This is a genomic window from Marinobacter sp. DSM 26671 (genome assembly GCF_900112835.1).
Lineage (GTDB): Bacteria > Pseudomonadota > Gammaproteobacteria > Pseudomonadales > Oleiphilaceae > Marinobacter > Marinobacter flavimaris.
On the sequence record NZ_FONF01000001.1, the window covers coordinates 302,180 to 316,261 of the forward strand.

15 protein-coding genes are annotated in these 14,082 nt (G+C 58.3%); 6 read left to right on the plus strand and 9 right to left on the minus strand.

Annotation, left to right across the window (positions count from 1 at the left end; translation table 11 throughout):
- Nucleotides 1-66: 66 nt before the first annotated feature.
- The 5 genes from fabG to BM035_RS01340 all read right to left on the minus strand — a co-directional run bounded on the left by fabG (nucleotide 67) and on the right by BM035_RS01340 (nucleotide 3,759).
- Nucleotides 67-810, minus strand: coding sequence for a 3-oxoacyl-ACP reductase FabG (gene fabG, locus BM035_RS01320; RefSeq protein WP_092029904.1), 744 nt, complete (start codon nucleotides 808-810; stop codon nucleotides 67-69).
- A gap of 18 nt (nucleotides 811-828) precedes the next feature.
- Nucleotides 829-1,767 (minus strand): ACP S-malonyltransferase, encoded by a 939-nt coding sequence (gene fabD / locus BM035_RS01325; protein WP_039882075.1) that lies wholly within the window; start codon nucleotides 1,765-1,767, stop codon nucleotides 829-831.
- 112 nt (nucleotides 1,768-1,879) lie between these two features.
- A complete protein-coding gene (gene plsX / locus BM035_RS01330) occupies nucleotides 1,880-2,881 on the minus strand; it encodes a phosphate acyltransferase PlsX (protein ID WP_014577545.1) in 1,002 nt (333 codons plus the stop codon).
- A gap of 43 nt (nucleotides 2,882-2,924) precedes the next feature.
- Nucleotides 2,925-3,104: a 50S ribosomal protein L32 gene (gene rpmF, locus BM035_RS01335; RefSeq protein WP_008174968.1), complete on the minus strand. Its 180-nt coding sequence runs from the start codon at nucleotides 3,102-3,104 to the stop codon at nucleotides 2,925-2,927.
- Nucleotides 3,105-3,204: 100 nt separating this feature from the next.
- A complete protein-coding gene (locus tag BM035_RS01340; RefSeq protein WP_008174965.1) occupies nucleotides 3,205-3,759 on the minus strand; it encodes a YceD family protein in 555 nt (184 codons plus the stop codon).
- 138 nt (nucleotides 3,760-3,897) lie between these two features.
- Between BM035_RS01340 and BM035_RS01345 the strand changes: the two genes are divergently transcribed.
- A complete protein-coding gene (locus tag BM035_RS01345; RefSeq protein ID WP_092029906.1) occupies nucleotides 3,898-4,506 on the plus strand; it encodes a Maf family protein in 609 nt (202 codons plus the stop codon).
- Nucleotides 4,507-4,510: 4 nt separating this feature from the next.
- On the opposite strand, the gene BM035_RS01350 is transcribed toward BM035_RS01345, so the two are convergent.
- Genes BM035_RS01350 through rluC form a run of 3 tightly spaced genes read right to left on the minus strand, consistent with a single transcriptional unit; the run spans nucleotide 4,511 to nucleotide 7,296 of the window.
- A complete protein-coding gene (locus BM035_RS01350; RefSeq protein WP_092029908.1) occupies nucleotides 4,511-5,554 on the minus strand; it encodes a S49 family peptidase in 1,044 nt (347 codons plus the stop codon).
- A 39-nt stretch (nucleotides 5,555-5,593) separates the two neighbouring features.
- Nucleotides 5,594-6,241, minus strand: a complete 648-nt coding sequence (locus tag BM035_RS01355; protein WP_053112398.1) for an HAD family hydrolase — start codon at nucleotides 6,239-6,241, stop codon at nucleotides 5,594-5,596.
- Entirely contained in the window at nucleotides 6,238-7,296 is a 1,059-nt protein-coding gene (gene rluC, locus BM035_RS01360) for a 23S rRNA pseudouridine(955/2504/2580) synthase RluC (protein ID WP_092029910.1), read from the minus strand. The genes BM035_RS01355 and rluC overlap by 4 nt, the downstream gene beginning before the upstream one ends.
- Before the next feature lie 595 nt (nucleotides 7,297-7,891).
- On the opposite strand from rluC, the gene rne reads away from it, so the two are divergent.
- Both rne and BM035_RS01370 read left to right on the plus strand, forming a co-directional pair.
- Nucleotides 7,892-11,125 carry a ribonuclease E gene (rne, locus tag BM035_RS01365; protein WP_092029911.1) on the plus strand — a complete coding sequence of 1,078 codons (3,234 nt, stop codon included), beginning with the start codon at nucleotides 7,892-7,894 and terminating at the stop codon, nucleotides 11,123-11,125.
- 3 nt (nucleotides 11,126-11,128) lie between these two features.
- Entirely contained in the window at nucleotides 11,129-11,671 is a 543-nt protein-coding gene (locus tag BM035_RS01370; protein WP_008174953.1) for a YecA/YgfB family protein, read from the plus strand.
- Here the strand turns inward: BM035_RS01370 and BM035_RS01375 are convergent.
- On the minus strand, nucleotides 11,668-12,546 hold the full coding sequence (locus BM035_RS01375; protein WP_039882074.1) for a PHP domain-containing protein: 879 nt from the start codon (nucleotides 12,544-12,546) through the stop codon (nucleotides 11,668-11,670). The genes BM035_RS01370 and BM035_RS01375 overlap by 4 nt on opposite strands.
- A 131-nt stretch (nucleotides 12,547-12,677) precedes the next feature.
- Between BM035_RS01375 and BM035_RS01380 the strand changes: the two genes are divergently transcribed.
- The 3 genes from BM035_RS01380 to BM035_RS01390 all read left to right on the plus strand — a co-directional run bounded on the left by BM035_RS01380 (nucleotide 12,678) and on the right by BM035_RS01390 (nucleotide 14,069).
- Nucleotides 12,678-12,977, plus strand: coding sequence for a YciI family protein (locus tag BM035_RS01380; RefSeq protein WP_008174948.1), 300 nt, complete (start codon nucleotides 12,678-12,680; stop codon nucleotides 12,975-12,977).
- 125 nt (nucleotides 12,978-13,102) lie between these two features.
- Complete coding sequence (locus tag BM035_RS01385; protein WP_039882073.1) at nucleotides 13,103-13,774, plus strand: TIGR04211 family SH3 domain-containing protein; 672 nt, start codon at nucleotides 13,103-13,105, stop codon at nucleotides 13,772-13,774.
- Between the two features lie 4 nt (nucleotides 13,775-13,778).
- The gene (locus BM035_RS01390; protein ID WP_008174945.1) at nucleotides 13,779-14,069 is read left to right on the plus strand and encodes a PilZ domain-containing protein; all 291 of its coding nucleotides are present in this window, start codon (nucleotides 13,779-13,781) and stop codon (nucleotides 14,067-14,069) included.
- The last annotated feature ends 13 nt before the right edge of the window (nucleotides 14,070-14,082 follow it).

Below are 14,082 nucleotides of genomic sequence, written 5' to 3' on the forward strand. Positions count from 1 at the left end.
AAACAAGCAGGGATTCTGATAAACATGTTGTGCGACAAGGGGTTGCGCACAGACCCCGAAAGGGGCTTATCCCATGTACATTCCGCCGTTCACGTTGATGGTTTCACCCGTCACGTATCCGGCTGCATCTGATGCCAGGAAGGCAACCACGGCTGCCACTTCTTCCGGCTCACCCAGACGACCCGCGGGTATGATTTCCAGCATAGCCCCACGCTGCTTGTCGTCCAGTTTTTTTGTCATATCCGTGTCAATAAATCCGGGAGCCACGCAATTTGCAGTGATACCGCGGTTCGACATTTCCTTGGCCAGGCTTCGGGTAAACCCTTCAACCCCGGCCTTGGCGGCGCAGTAATTGCCCTGCCCCGCATTGCCCATACCGGCAACCACGGAGCTGATATTGATAATCCGGCCCCATTTGGCCTTGGCCATGCCACGAAGCACAGCCTTGCTGGTCCGATAGACGCTGGACAGATTGGTTTCCAGAACCGAGGCCCAGTCATCATCTTTCAACCGCATCAGGAGGTTATCACGGGTAATGCCGGCATTGTTGACCAGAATCAGGGGCGCCCCCGATTTCTCCGTCAGCGCCTTCAAACCGGCTTCAATGCTGGCAGGGTCTGCAACGTTCATGACCATGCCGTAACCCTTGTAACCGGCCGACTGGAGATCGTTGGTGATGGATTCTGCACCGGCTTCACTGGTTGCTGTTCCGACAACTTCGGCACCCTGCGCGGCCAGCGCACGGGCAATGGCCTGACCAATACCGCGGGTAGCACCGGTGACCAGTGCGGTTTTACCTTCCAGAGACATGAATAACTCCCTTTCGTTTCAGGACTGACCGAAAGCGTCCAGCGCCTTCGCCAGCGAATCCGGGTCTTCGATACTGTGAACGGCCAAAGCCCGGTCGATACGTTTGGCCAGCCCTGCCAAAACTTTTCCAGTGCCGCACTCGACTGCAACTTCGACATCATTGGAAACGAGGGCACGCACAGAGTCCGTCCAGAGCACCGGAGAATAAAGCTGCTTGAGAAGGTTGGCCTTCAGTGTAGCGGATTCGGTCTCGGCGGCAGCGTTAACATTTTGTATAACCGGGATGACAGCATCATTAAAGCGAACATCCTCCAACGCTTTCGCCAGCTCCTCCGCGGCGCCTTTCATAAGTGCGCAATGCGATGGCACGCTTACAGGCAATGGCATGGCCTTCTTCGCGCCTTTTTCCTTGCAGGCTTCAATAGCCCGTTCAACTGCGGCTGCCGAGCCAGCAATAACCACCTGACCAGGGGCATTGAAGTTTACCGCAGATACCACATCGCCCTGTGCCGCATCCTGACAGGCTGCCACAACGGCATCATCCTCAAGACCAAGGATGGCTGCCATCTTCCCTTCTCCAGCCGGCACAGCGTCCTGCATGAGCTCACCACGCAGGCGAACCAGCTTGACCGCTTCAACAAAATCGAGGCTCTCTGCCGCCACCAGGGCGCTGTACTCTCCCAGACTGTGACCGGCGAGAAAATCGGGAGAAGAACCGCCGGCAACAAACCACTGCCGCCAGAGGGCAATACTGGCCGTCAGGAGCGCAGGCTGCGTCACCATGGTTTTATTCAATTCCTCCGCCGGCCCCTTCTGGCAGAGATCCCAGAGGTCATAGCCGAGAACATTGGAGGCTTCGGAAAAGGTTCTGTCGATGATGGGCCAGGCTTCAGCGGCAGCCGAAAGCATGCCCACCGATTGCGACCCTTGTCCTGGAAAAATAAAGGCTGATTTCATAAGCGGGATCTTATCGTCATTGGGTGGTTACGTGAGATTAGCCAATAGTACAAGTTAGGCCAATTATCCGCGAATGCGTGGCCAAACCGGGACAGACTTTAGTCTCAGGCACTCAAAGCATGAGATCGTCGAGACGCTCGTTGATACGGCGGGGTACTTCCAGCTCAACTTCCCGAACGGCCTGTCGAATGGCCGACAACATGGCCCGCTCATTGGCGTTGCCATGACTTTTGATCACCACGCCCTGGAGACCGAGCAAACTGGCACCGTTGTGTCGGGAAGGATCCATCAATTGCAGAAGCCGACCGATAATCGGACGGGCCAGCAGGCCGACCAGTCGGCCGTAGAGATTTCGTGTGAAGGCCTGTTCCATCAGCTCTATGAGGAGACCGGCAACACCCTCGCCGGTTTTCAGGGCTATATTGCCGACAAAGCCATCACAGACGACCACATCGGCGACGTCCCGGAACAGATCGCTACCTTCCACATAACCGATGTAGTTGATGGTATCGCACTGGGCCAGCATATGAGACGCCAGCCGCACCTGTTCATTGCCCTTTATCTCTTCCTCACCGACGTTCAGAAGAGCGACCCTTGGTTCCGCCTGGCTGCAGATCGCAGAGGCCATCAGGGACCCCATCAGGGCATACTGATAGAGATTCTCGGCGGTTGAGTCGACATTGGCGCCGAGATCAAGGACGTGACAGCGCCCCCTGAGCGAGGGAATCAGTTTGGCAATAGCCGGGCGCTCGATACCCGGATACATGCGGATAATGGTGCGCCCGAACGCCATCAATGCACCGGTGTTACCGGCACTGACGCAGCCCTGGGCCTCGCCATCGCGGACAAGACTCAGGGCGATGGCCATGGAAGAGTTTTTCTTGTGGCGGAGAGCGTGGGAGGGGCGCTCGTTCATCCGAACAACGTCTGCCGCCTCGACAATGCGAATTCGGGCGTGCCCCTCACGCAACAAAGCCTCGAGCTCGCTCCGGATTCCCACCAGAACGATGCTCAAGGCTTCGTTTTCACGCACCGCCCGCAGCGATGCGGCAACCACGACAGCAGCGCCGCGGTCGCCACTCATTGCATCAATCGTGATGGTGACCGGCTTCACCGTTCTGCCATCCGACTCGGGACGGTGCATAGCGGCAACGAGTTTACTCGTCGCGTGCTTCGATTACCTGCTTGCCGCGGTAGAAGCCGTCCGGAGACACGTGGTGACGACGATGAACTTCACCAGTAGTCGCATCGGTGCTCAGAGCAGCGGCGCTCAGGGCGTCGTGTGAACGGCGCATGCCACGCTTGGAACGGGTCTTACGGTTTTGCTGTACAGCCATGATTATGCTCCTGACCTGTTAACGTAAACTTGTATTGCTGAATAAGTAACGTCTGTTCGTTAAATGTGCGCCGGTCTCCCGAGGGACGACCCACGCCCGGTTAATGCTTTGTCTTCTTGAGATCCGCCAGGACACTGAACGGATTCTCACCCGACTTTCTCACCGGCTCTGCCCCGGAGCTGTCAGGCTCGTAGGCTTCCAAATCTTCCCGGGCAGGACACTGGTCCCGTTCGTGAAGCGGAAACGGTGGCAAAACCAGCAACAGCTCGTCTTCCACCATCGACCAGAGGTCCGCCGTAAAATCATCGGTCAAAAACGGCTCGAGTTCTTTCGGCAGCTGTTGCGCCTGCTCGTCACTGGTAACAAGACCCAGCTTGAACTCGGAGACCAGAGTCACGCTCATGGCGCCCATGCACCGCTGACACTCCAGATCAACCGGGGCCGCCAGCTCGCCCGAAACAACGCGACGACGCTCACCATCCATAAAAAAAGACAGTTTGACCCGGCACGCAGCGCCTTCCGAAAACCCGAGAACGGATTCCCGAAAACGGCCAAGCCCGCTGATGGGAATCACTCCCTCCAGTGTGCTGTTATGTTCCGCTAACCGGTAAGGATCAACAGATTTGGGCAACTCGGCGTTGGACGCGTTTGACATAGGCGCGCAATTTTAGGGGCGCAGCCGGCCGCTGTCAAAGACTTCGTTGCTTTTTCACGGGGGTTCCAGTGCAGATAGGTGTAATTTACGATAATCGCACAACAGATGCACTGGCCAGGTACTTAAAGGACTCGATCAATGCCCCCAAAACCGCTTTTACTGGCGTCTTCATCACCGTACCGGAGAGCGCTCCTGGAGCGGCTTGGCTTGCCGTTCACCTGCGCAAGCCCGGATATCGACGAATCACCCTATCAAGGCGAGACCGGCGAGGCCCTGGCGACACGTCTGGCCGAGAGCAAGGCCCGCGAATTGGCGGACCGGTTCCCCGGCCACTGGATCATCGGCTCGGACCAGGTCGCCTGCCTGCCCGACGGCTCGGTACTGAGCAAGCCCGGCAACCACGAAATGGCGACAGAGCAGTTACGCCAGAGCAGTGGTCACAGGGTACTATTTCTTACAGGCTTGGCGCTGCTCGACTCCGATTCCGGCAAAATCGACAGCCTTTGCGAGCCGTTTAACGTCAGGTTCCGGGAACTGGCTGATGAGGAGATAGAGGCCTACCTATTGCGGGAGAAACCTTACGACTGCGCCGGCAGCTTCAAGATGGAAGGCCTCGGCATTACTCTGTTCGAGGCCCTTGACGGCCGGGACCCGAACAGCCTGGTGGGCCTCCCCCTTATTGCCCTGAACGATCTGCTGAGGCAATGGGGCCGGAATCCCCTGCTGGAAAACCGGCCTGCCTCATAAGGCATTACCGAAGCTCGAGCCGGGACTCGACCAGTTGACTGGCGAAACCCTCGCCAAAGGCGACACCAAGCTGATCAACAATATCCTGGAACGGTGATTTGCGACGGCTGTAGTCCACCAGTTCCTCCTGACCTATGATCTGCCGAGCAACGTGTGATGCGCTGCCGAGCCCATCAGCCAGGCCAAGCTCAACGGCCTGCTCGCCGCTCCAGACCAGCCCGCTGAACAGGCGCTCATCATCCGCCAGGCGGTCACCACGCCCTTGCTTGACCGCCTCGATAAACTGCTGGTGGGTGTTTTCGAGGACACTCTGCCAGAACGTGACTTCCTCTTCCTGCTCCGGCGAAAACGGATCAAGAAACGCCTTGTTCTCGCCGGCCGTGTAGAGACGGCGATCCACGCCGATCTTCTCCATAACCTCGGTAAAGCCGAAACCACCGGCCACCACCCCAATCGAGCCGACAAGGCTGGCCCGATTGGCGTAGATTTCATCCGCGGCCGCAGCAATGTAATAGGCCCCTGAAGCGCCGATATCCGAGATCACGGCGTAGACCTTTTTCTCGGGATATTCCTCCCGCAGGCGCTTGATCTCATCGTAGACATACCCGGACTGCACCGGGCTGCCACCCGGGCTGTTGATGCGCAGAATCACTGCTACCGAGTTTGGCTCTTCGAAGGCTGTTCGCAGAGAACCTACAATATTGTCTGCACTGGCCAGTTCGTCGGCAGCGATCGGACCGTTTATTTCTACCAGAGCCGTGTGCTTGCCGGTTACACCCTCCAGTGAATCGCCCAGGGGAAACTTGATCAAAAACAGCAAGGCAATCAGGTAACCAAACGTCAGGAACTTGAAAAAGATACCCCAGCGCCGGCTCTTGCGCTGCTCAGACTGCAGCGACATGACGAGTTTTTCGATGAGCTTCCAGTCACGTCCGGACTCGGGCGGAAGCTTCGGTGACTTGCGCCCGAACAACGGCTTACTTTCTTTTTCAGGCTCCACCGGTTTGTCACCCCAATCGGCAGACTTGTCAGATTCCCAGTCACTCATGTGCGCATCCTGTCAGCAACGTCAATGAATTCGGTCTGTTTACAGCCCCAGCACCCGCCGGAGGTCTGGCACGGATTCAACAATGGCATGGGGCGAATATTCACCCAACACATCCCGCTTGTGCACACCCCACTCAACGCCGATGGAGGGCATGCCGATACGCCGGGCCATATCAAGATCGTATCGGGTATCGCCAATCATCACCGCTTCCTCGGGCTCAATGCGATAGAAACGAAGAATCTCTTCAAGCATGGCGGGATCGGGCTTGGAGCGTGTCTCATCGGCACAACGGGTGATCTCGAAGTGGTCGCCAAGACCGCTGGAAGCCAGCGCAAAGTCCAGGCCGCGCCGACTCTTGCCGGTTGCCACAGAACAACTGCGACCGGATCCTCGCAGATCTGCGACCACGTCGGCCATACCGTCAAACACGTTTTGCGGCGTTGTCACCTTGCTGAAGAAATAGCGCCCGTATCCGTCGCGAATCCTGTTCATTTCTTCCCGACTGATACCGGGATAAAGCTTCTCCAACGCCTCGACCATGCCAAGCCCGATAATATCCCGGTACGCCTCACGCTCCAGGGCGGGAAAGCCCAGCTCGGTTGCCGCCTGATGCAGGCTGTCAGCAATATGCTCAACCGAGTCCACCAGGGTCCCGTCCCAGTCAAAAATTACTACTCTGACGTTCATTGGTCGTTTCCTTTAAGACGCCCGGAAAGTTTCCTGAGCACGTCATTGAATGCATCGTCGTAAGGCGCCTCAAGGCGCATAGCCTCACCCGAGACCGGCAAGGTAAACTCCAGGGCCCGCGCATGCAGCATCAGCCGTTGCCCGCCAATGGACCGGAACGCCTTGAGGCTGACATCATCCATATACTTGTCGTCACCCGCAATCGGATGACCGGCCCAGGCGCTGTGCACGCGGATCTGGTGCGTACGACCGGTAATTGGCGACGCCTCGACAAGGCTGTAGCCCGCGTAATGCTCGAGGCAGCGGAATGTCGTCAGCGAGGCCTTGCCGGCAGCGTCAACTTTCACCCGACGCTCGCCATTGGGCATCTCGTAGCGCAGCAGAGGCACATCCACCCGGTCAACGCTGGCCGGCCAGTCGCCGGCGACCAGCGCATGGTAATGCTTGCGGATTCGTTTCTGCCGCAGCTCATCCTGAAGATACCGAAGCGCCGACCGCTTCTTGGCCACCATGATCAGTCCGGACGTATCCCGATCCAGACGATGAACGAGCTCCAGAAACTTTGCGTTCGGGCGAGCGGAACGAAGCACCTCGATCAACCCGAAACTCAGGCCGCTGCCGCCGTGTACGGCGATACCGGACGGTTTGTTGACCACCAGCATCTGCTCGTTCTCGAAAACAACCGCGGATTCCATCACGCCCTGCACTCGGGAGCCGGGCGCCACCTGATCCGGCTTTTCCTTTCGGGTGATCGGTGGGATACGCACCTGATCACCAGTTCTCACCCGGGAATCAGGCTTGACCCGTCCTTTATTGACCCGAACCTCGCCCTTGCGGATGACACGATAAATAATGCTCTTGGGCACACCGCGAAGCTGGGCAAGAAGGAAGTTATCCACCCTTTGACCATCGTTGTCTTCGTCCACGGTAACCCACTGGACGCCCTGACGGACTTCTCCACGAACAGCCTGACTCTCACTGCCGGCCCTGCTGGTTTTTTTTGCCCTCTCGGGCCGCGTTTGGGCTGGCTTTCTGCTCGCAGACTTTCGAGACATGAAGTTCCTTGGCTACTGGAGTGACTGCAGGATTGAACGGCTGCATGAATACTGTTATATTCCGGCGTGCTTTGCCGTTTGTCTACGGCCTGACCAACTCAAGTCAGAAGCCGGAGCGGCAGAAGTATACCGACACTATTCGAGAGTTTGAACGCCGTGCACCCAATCACTACCGGGAACGGCGAGAGAAATGCTCCCGGAGGACCAGGACAGATCTTCGAAAGGCTGCATCCTGTACCCGGGAGAGAGAAAAACCGCGCGGAAAACCGCGGGCGACATCGCGAAGAATCACTGCCACCCAGGGCCGGGCCGTCCAGCATACGAATACGACGTGAGACCCAGGCACCTGAGTGAACCTGAAAACGGATAACATGCGTCAACAGACACGAACCTTACACGACCTCTCCCTGCCCACAGGCAGCCGGATCGTCGGCGTTGGTCTCAGACCGAAAGGATCAAACCCCAGAAGGGTCTGATTCGTCTGGCCGCCGGTCCGCCCTTGATGTAACAGGGCCCGCGGCACGCACATCCTGCTTCGCTGATGCGATCCCCTCCGGTTTTCTGTCAAATCAAACGACAGGAACTCTTTCTTTCCATGAAAAGAATGCTTATCAATGCAACTCATCCCGAAGAGTTGCGCGTCGCCCTGGTTGACGGCCAGCGTCTATTCGACCTTGATATCGAATCCAGCTCCCGCGAGCAAAAGAAAGCCAATATCTACAAGGGCCGCATTACCCGGGTCGAGCCCAGTCTCGAGGCCGCGTTTGTGGATTTCGGCGCCGAGCGCCACGGCTTTCTGCCGTTGAAGGAAATTTCCAAGGAATACTTCAAGAAGTCGCCCGGCCAGATCGAAGGCAAAATCAACATCAAGGACGTTGTTTCCGAAGGCCAAGAAGTAATTGTGCAGGTCGACAAGGAAGAGCGTGGCAATAAGGGCGCAGCCCTGACCACGTTTATCTCCCTGGCAGGTCGCTATCTGGTACTCATGCCCAACAACCCCCGTGCCGGCGGCATCTCCCGTCGCATTGAGGGCGATGAGCGGGCGCAGCTCAAAGAAGCGATGAACGATGTTCAGGTGCCGAAATCCATGGGCATCATCGTTCGTACCGCCGGCATCGGCCGTACCACTGAAGAACTCCAGTGGGATCTGGACTACCTGGTGCAATTCTGGGAGGCCATCACTCAGGCCGCCGGCGAGCGCAAGGCACCCTTCCTGATTCACCAGGAAAGCAACGTTATCATCCGTGCGGTCCGTGACTACCTTCGCCAGGACATCGGCGAGGTTCTGATTGACGCTAATGGCGTCTATGAGGACGTCCTGAATTTCGTGCGTGCAGTCATGCCCACCTTCGAAAACAAGATCAAGCTGTACAAGGATGAAATCCCGCTGTTCAGCCGGTACCAGATCGAAGGCCAAATCGAGACCGCCTTCCAGCGGGAAGTGAAACTGCCCTCCGGCGGCTCCATCGTGATTGATCCGACCGAGGCCCTGGTTTCCATCGACATCAACTCTTCCCGCGCCACGAAAGGCCAGGATATCGAGGAAACCGCGCTCCAGACCAACCTGGAAGCGGCAGAGGAAATCGCCCGCCAGTTGCGCCTGCGTGACATGGGCGGTCTGATTGTCATCGACTTTATCGACATGACGCCTGCGAAGCATCAGCGGGAAGTTGAACAGAAGATGCGTGAGGCCCTGGAAATCGACCGGGCCCGGGTTCAGGTGGGCAAGATCTCCCGCTTCGGCCTGCTGGAAATGTCCCGTCAGCGCCTGCGCCCCTCCCTGGGAGAGACACGCAGCGAAGTGTGCCCCCGATGTGAAGGTCAGGGCACCATTCGTGGCATCGAGTCCCTCGCCCTGAGCATCATGCGCCTGATCTACGAGGAATCGTCAAAGGACAAGACCGGCGAAGTACGAGCCGTTGTGCCGGTTTCCGTCGCCACTTTCCTGCTCAACGAGAAGCGCAAGCAGCTGGCCGACATTGAAGCCCGCCAGGAAGTGAGCGTTGTCGTGGTGCCGGTTCCTCATATGGAGACACCGCATTTCGAAATCATCCGGATGCGTCAGGATGAAACAACGCCCGAGCACATTTCCAGCCATCAGGTGGCCCAGGAGTACAGCGAGCGTGAAGAAGAAATCTTCGAGGCGCCCACCCCTGAGAAGCCGGTACGCGAGCAGGCTGCGGTAAAAGCGATCCGGCCGAGCGCACCCGCACCCGCGCCTGCCCCGGCCGCACCGAAGGCTGATGAAACCACTGAACAGGAAGAAGGCCTCTTCCGCCGGCTGGGACGCAAGATCGCTGGTTTCTTTAGTGGCGAGGAAGAACAGAAAGTCGAGAATCGCGAGCAGAGCCAGAGCCAGCGCGAAGATCGTCGCAACCAGGGCCGTCAGGACCGTCGCAAATCCCGGGTAGCCCGCGGTGATGACCAGCGTGCAGGTGGCAACCGCAGTGGCAACGAACGTCGCCAGGGCGGCCAGCAGGGCCGTGGTGACGACAACCGTGGCCGCGGCCGCAACCGCAACGACGACCAGAACCGTGGCAACCAGAATCGCCAGGCATCCGAAAACAAAGGCCAGGATAATCGCGGAGGCGACAACAAGAGCGCCGATAACAAAGGCTCTGAAAATCGTCGTGACAACCGTCGCGACAACCAGGGCCGCGGCCGCAACAGGCCCCAGCGCGACCCGAAGGATAATCGCGAGCAGAAGGACCAGAAGGATCAGGGCCAGCAGGATAATGCAGCCAAGTCCGGTCCAGCGGACAAGACCGGTTCAGAAGAGAAACGCAGAAAGCCACGTCGCCAGCGCAACCGCGACGGCTCTCCGTCTGATGCACCGGCGTCCGCTCCGGCTGATCGAAAAGCCGCTCGTAGCGAGAAGCATCAGAAGGACACGCAGCCGGAAAACGGTCGTGACGATGCCAAGCCCGAGGTGAAAGCCGAGCAGGTAAAGGAAACAGTCAACAAAGCGTCTGACAAGCCCGAAACAAGGGCCGAGACTGCGCCGGCAGCCAGCGAAGCACCGAAACCGGAAGCTGCTCAGAAAGAACCGGCAAAAGAGCAGAAGCCCGAGAAGGCATCCGCAGACAAAGCGCCGTCGGAGAGCAAGCCGGAAGCGAAACCGGCAGCGGAAACAAAACCCGCCGCAGAGAGCCCGGTTGAAAAGCAGGAAGCTGTCCAAGCGAAACCTGAAAAAGCCGAGCCCGCCAAGGCTGAACAAAGCTCCGAACCCCTTGAGAAGCCTGAGGAAAAGAGCGAAAACGTTACCGGGCAGGCGCAAGGCGCAGCCACAGACAAAGAGCCTGCCAAGAGCACCGCGGCCACTGATGAGCCAACGCCGGTGACTGACCAGGCTCCCGAGAAAAAAGAGGCAGCTCCGAGGCCAAAGCCGGAGTCCAGGGCGACAGCCGACGGCGAACAAGCGCCGCGGGCGAAGAAGCAGCCGGCGAAGCCCAAGGAAGCGCCAGCCGCCAAGGCAGAACCGGAGGAGGCACCACAACCCGAGAAGGCTGAAAAGCCAGCGGAGGAGAAGGTAGCACCAGAGCGTAAGGCTCCCGAGGCTCAACCGGAGCCAAAGCAGCCTGAAGCAGCGCAGGCCAGCCCCGAAAAGGCCGAGCCCAAGAAAGCCGAGCCCGAAAAAGTTGAGCCCAAAACCGCAGAGCCAGTGAAGGAAGAGACGCCTTCCGCTCCGGAGGCAACAGCCAAGGACACGCCTGCCGATGCCCCGGCAGTCGACGTTCCTGTAACACCGGGCCGCGCTTACAATGATCCAAGAGAAGTCCGCAAGCGCCAGAAGGCCGCGGAAGAGGCCAAAAAGGCCGGGAGTAACTAACTGATGCTATCGAACTCCGACATAGAAGCGCTGGAAGACATCCTCTTTGCCGAGCCCTGGGGCGATGAAGCCCTGGATTTCTTCGGTTTCCATGGGGTGGTCTGCGCCAGCGTCGTCGGCCCGGCTGAACTGAGCGCGGAAGAAATCTTCCGCCTCGCCACGGGCACCGATCAGGTGCCCGACACCGGGATTCCCGAGGTGTTCAGGCGCTGCTCGACCCAGCTGGCCAATGACATGGCCCACTCCCTGGACATGGGGCAGTCTCTGGAACTGCCGGAGCCGGAGGATGGCGACCCCATGAACGCGCTGGAAAACTGGTGCGCCGGGTTCGTGGACACCTTTCTGGAACACGAAGAAGAGTGGCTCGAAGCAGCCAGCGAAGAAGAAGCGGCGGACCTGATGGTGCCTATGCTGACACTCTCAGGACTGTTCGATGACGAGGACTTCCAGAAGGTTCGCAACAGTGAAAAGCTATCCCGGCAGATGGCCGACGCCATCCCGGACTCACTGACGGATCTGTACCTGCTGTTCCATGCGCCGGATTAAGGCGGCGCCGCACCCGGAACAGGTTGTCTGAACGAATGCCAGACCGGCTCAAGCCCGTCTGGCATTTTCATGATGCGGCCAAGCTCACACCAGGGAGCGCCGGGAAAGTGAAAATCACTGCCCTGGGATGCCAGCAATTTCTCTTTCCGACAAAGCTCTGCAAGAAACCCCAGATCACCACTGGATTGACCTGAAGTGGACACTTCAATTGCCTGCCCCCCTGCCCTTCGGAAATCCGCGGTCAGCTCCCTGAGTTTGGTTGCCGTAAGCTGGTATTTTCGGGGATGGGCAAGAACCGCAACGCCACCTGCCTCGGTGATCCAGCGCACGACTTCTGGAAGCTCCGGCCAGAAAGCTTTTACATCACCGGGCTTACCGTTACCCAGATATCGCTTGAATGCCTGGGCAGCATTACGAACAACGCCAGCCTCTGTCAGAACCTGTGCAAAATGTGGCCGTCCAGGCACGTCGCCACCGGCAGCCTCGGAGGCCTTATCGAGAAGGCCATCAACACCAAGCTTACCCAGACGGTCCGCGATCATGCGGGCACGAGCCCAGCGATTCTCGTTCTGCTGCTCCAGCGCCTGCCTGAAACCGGCCTGCCCGGGATCAAAATCCAGACCGACGATGTGGATGGTCCGGCTTTTCCAGAGGCAGGAAAGCTCAACCCCGGGAATCAGGATGATACCCTGCGCCTGCGCAGCCGCCTCGGCTTCGGCAAGGCCAGCGATCGTGTCGTGGTCAGTAAGGGCCAGGTGGGTAACCCCCCGACCGGCAGCGCGCTCGACCAGTGCCGCCGGTGATAGCGCGCCATCGGAAGCCGTGCTGTGGCAATGCAGATCAATGCACAAATGCGGGTCTTGCGGTATAGTCACAAAATATCCTGAATCTTCAGATAACTGGCGGCTTGCCAGGGTTTAACAGTGTACCAGCCAACCCTTGCACGACACGACCGCTGATTGTCTGATCAACTATCCTGTCTTTGAAAACCTGTTCGGAGAGCTGAATGTACTACGCAATTATCAGTGAAGATGTCGAGAACAGCCTGCCGTTGCGCCAGTCTGCGCGTCCGGCTCACATCGACCGGCTTCAGGCCCTGAAAGCCGAGGGCCGATTACTTGTCGCTGGCCCTCATCCGGCGCTGGATACTCCAGAGCCCGGCGATGCCGGCTTTACCGGTAGTCTGGTAATCGCGGAATTTGACTCTCTGGAAGCGGCCCAGGCCTGGGCGGATGCCGACCCTTATGTGGAGGCAGGCGTTTATGACAAGGTTGTGGTAAAGCCTTTCAAAGCCGTCCTCCCGTGAGCGGGCCTTGGGGGCCCATGAGTTTATTGTAATGATGGCACGCTTGCACGGCGGGGCATCTGTGACAAAATTGCGCTTTTAATCAGACTCAGATTTCAACCGCAGAATTTCAGGGAACGTAACCAGTGACGCTTTTTCGTCTAGCAATCAGTGTGTTGTTCGCAGTGTCCTCCATTGCTGTTGCCCAGGCAAAGACTGTCTGGGTTGACGACCAGTTGTACCTGCCAGTGAGGTCAGGCGCAGGTTCCCAGTTCCGCATCATTGAAAACGCGGTTCCCAGTGGCACGCCGCTGGAAGTCATCGAGGCCTCCGATTCCGGATACACCCTCGTTCGCACTCCCAAGGGCACCGAGGGCTGGGTTTCCAGTCAATACCTGAGCGAGACACCCATTGCTGCAGATCGCCTGCGTACGGCCAACCGTCAGTTGGAAGAAACGCGCGCTGAACTCGCCCAGGTAAAAGAGCAGCTGTCTAACGTCGTCACTGAGCGCAACGCGCTGGAAAGCTCCGAAGCCTCGCTTTCTGACCGTTCACAGGAGCTCCAGGAAGAGCTTCAGCGGATCAAGAGTATCGCCGCCGATTCCATCAATCTGGAACGTCGAAACCGCGAGCTGCGGGAAGAGAACCAGAAGATTCGCAACGACCTTGAAGTGCTCACGGCTGAAAACGAACGTCTGGAAGCCAGCAAGGAATACGATTTCATGTTGCTGGGCGCGGGCCTCGTTCTCGGTGGCGTTTTGCTGGCACTGATCATTCCAATGCTCAAACCAACAAGAAAAACCGACAACTGGGCCTGATGCCATGAAGGATTATTCGGAGAAACGCGATTTCCACCGTATGCAGGTGAACTCGGAGATTGAGATCAGCGACAGCCAGGGCAACCGCTTCAAAGGGATCTGCCGTGATCTGAGCGCGACCGGCATGCAACTCTACGTTGAGCAGGCCGTGAACGTTGGCGAGGAACTTCACACGGTTCTTCACTCCAGCAGTGATCAGTTTCCGCCGCTGGAGACTGTCTGCGAAGTCATTCGCTGCGAACCGGAAGGAGACGGGTTCCTCCTTGGAACGAATATCAGCGAAGTCACTCGCTGATCGAGTAGGAGGG

Coding starts and splice junctions, on each gene's coding strand:
- BM035_RS01340 (WP_008174965.1), bottom strand. CDS start 3,759: ATGTCAAACGCGTCCAACGCCGAGTTGCCCAAATCTGTTGATCCTTAC.
- BM035_RS01390 (WP_008174945.1), top strand. CDS start 13,779: ATGAAGGATTATTCGGAGAAACGCGATTTCCACCGTATGCAGGTGAAC.
- BM035_RS01370 (WP_008174953.1), top strand. CDS start 11,129: ATGCTATCGAACTCCGACATAGAAGCGCTGGAAGACATCCTCTTTGCC.
- rluC (WP_092029910.1), bottom strand. CDS start 7,296: ATGTCTCGAAAGTCTGCGAGCAGAAAGCCAGCCCAAACGCGGCCCGAG.
- rpmF (WP_008174968.1), bottom strand. CDS start 3,104: ATGGCTGTACAGCAAAACCGTAAGACCCGTTCCAAGCGTGGCATGCGC.
- BM035_RS01345 (WP_092029906.1), top strand. CDS start 3,898: ATGCCCCCAAAACCGCTTTTACTGGCGTCTTCATCACCGTACCGGAGA.
- fabG (WP_092029904.1), bottom strand. CDS start 810: ATGTCTCTGGAAGGTAAAACCGCACTGGTCACCGGTGCTACCCGCGGT.
- BM035_RS01355 (WP_053112398.1), bottom strand. CDS start 6,241: ATGAACGTCAGAGTAGTAATTTTTGACTGGGACGGGACCCTGGTGGAC.
- fabD (WP_039882075.1), bottom strand. CDS start 1,767: ATGAAATCAGCCTTTATTTTTCCAGGACAAGGGTCGCAATCGGTGGGC.
- BM035_RS01380 (WP_008174948.1), top strand. CDS start 12,678: ATGTACTACGCAATTATCAGTGAAGATGTCGAGAACAGCCTGCCGTTG.
- rne (WP_092029911.1), top strand. CDS start 7,892: ATGAAAAGAATGCTTATCAATGCAACTCATCCCGAAGAGTTGCGCGTC.
- BM035_RS01350 (WP_092029908.1), bottom strand. CDS start 5,554: ATGAGTGACTGGGAATCTGACAAGTCTGCCGATTGGGGTGACAAACCG.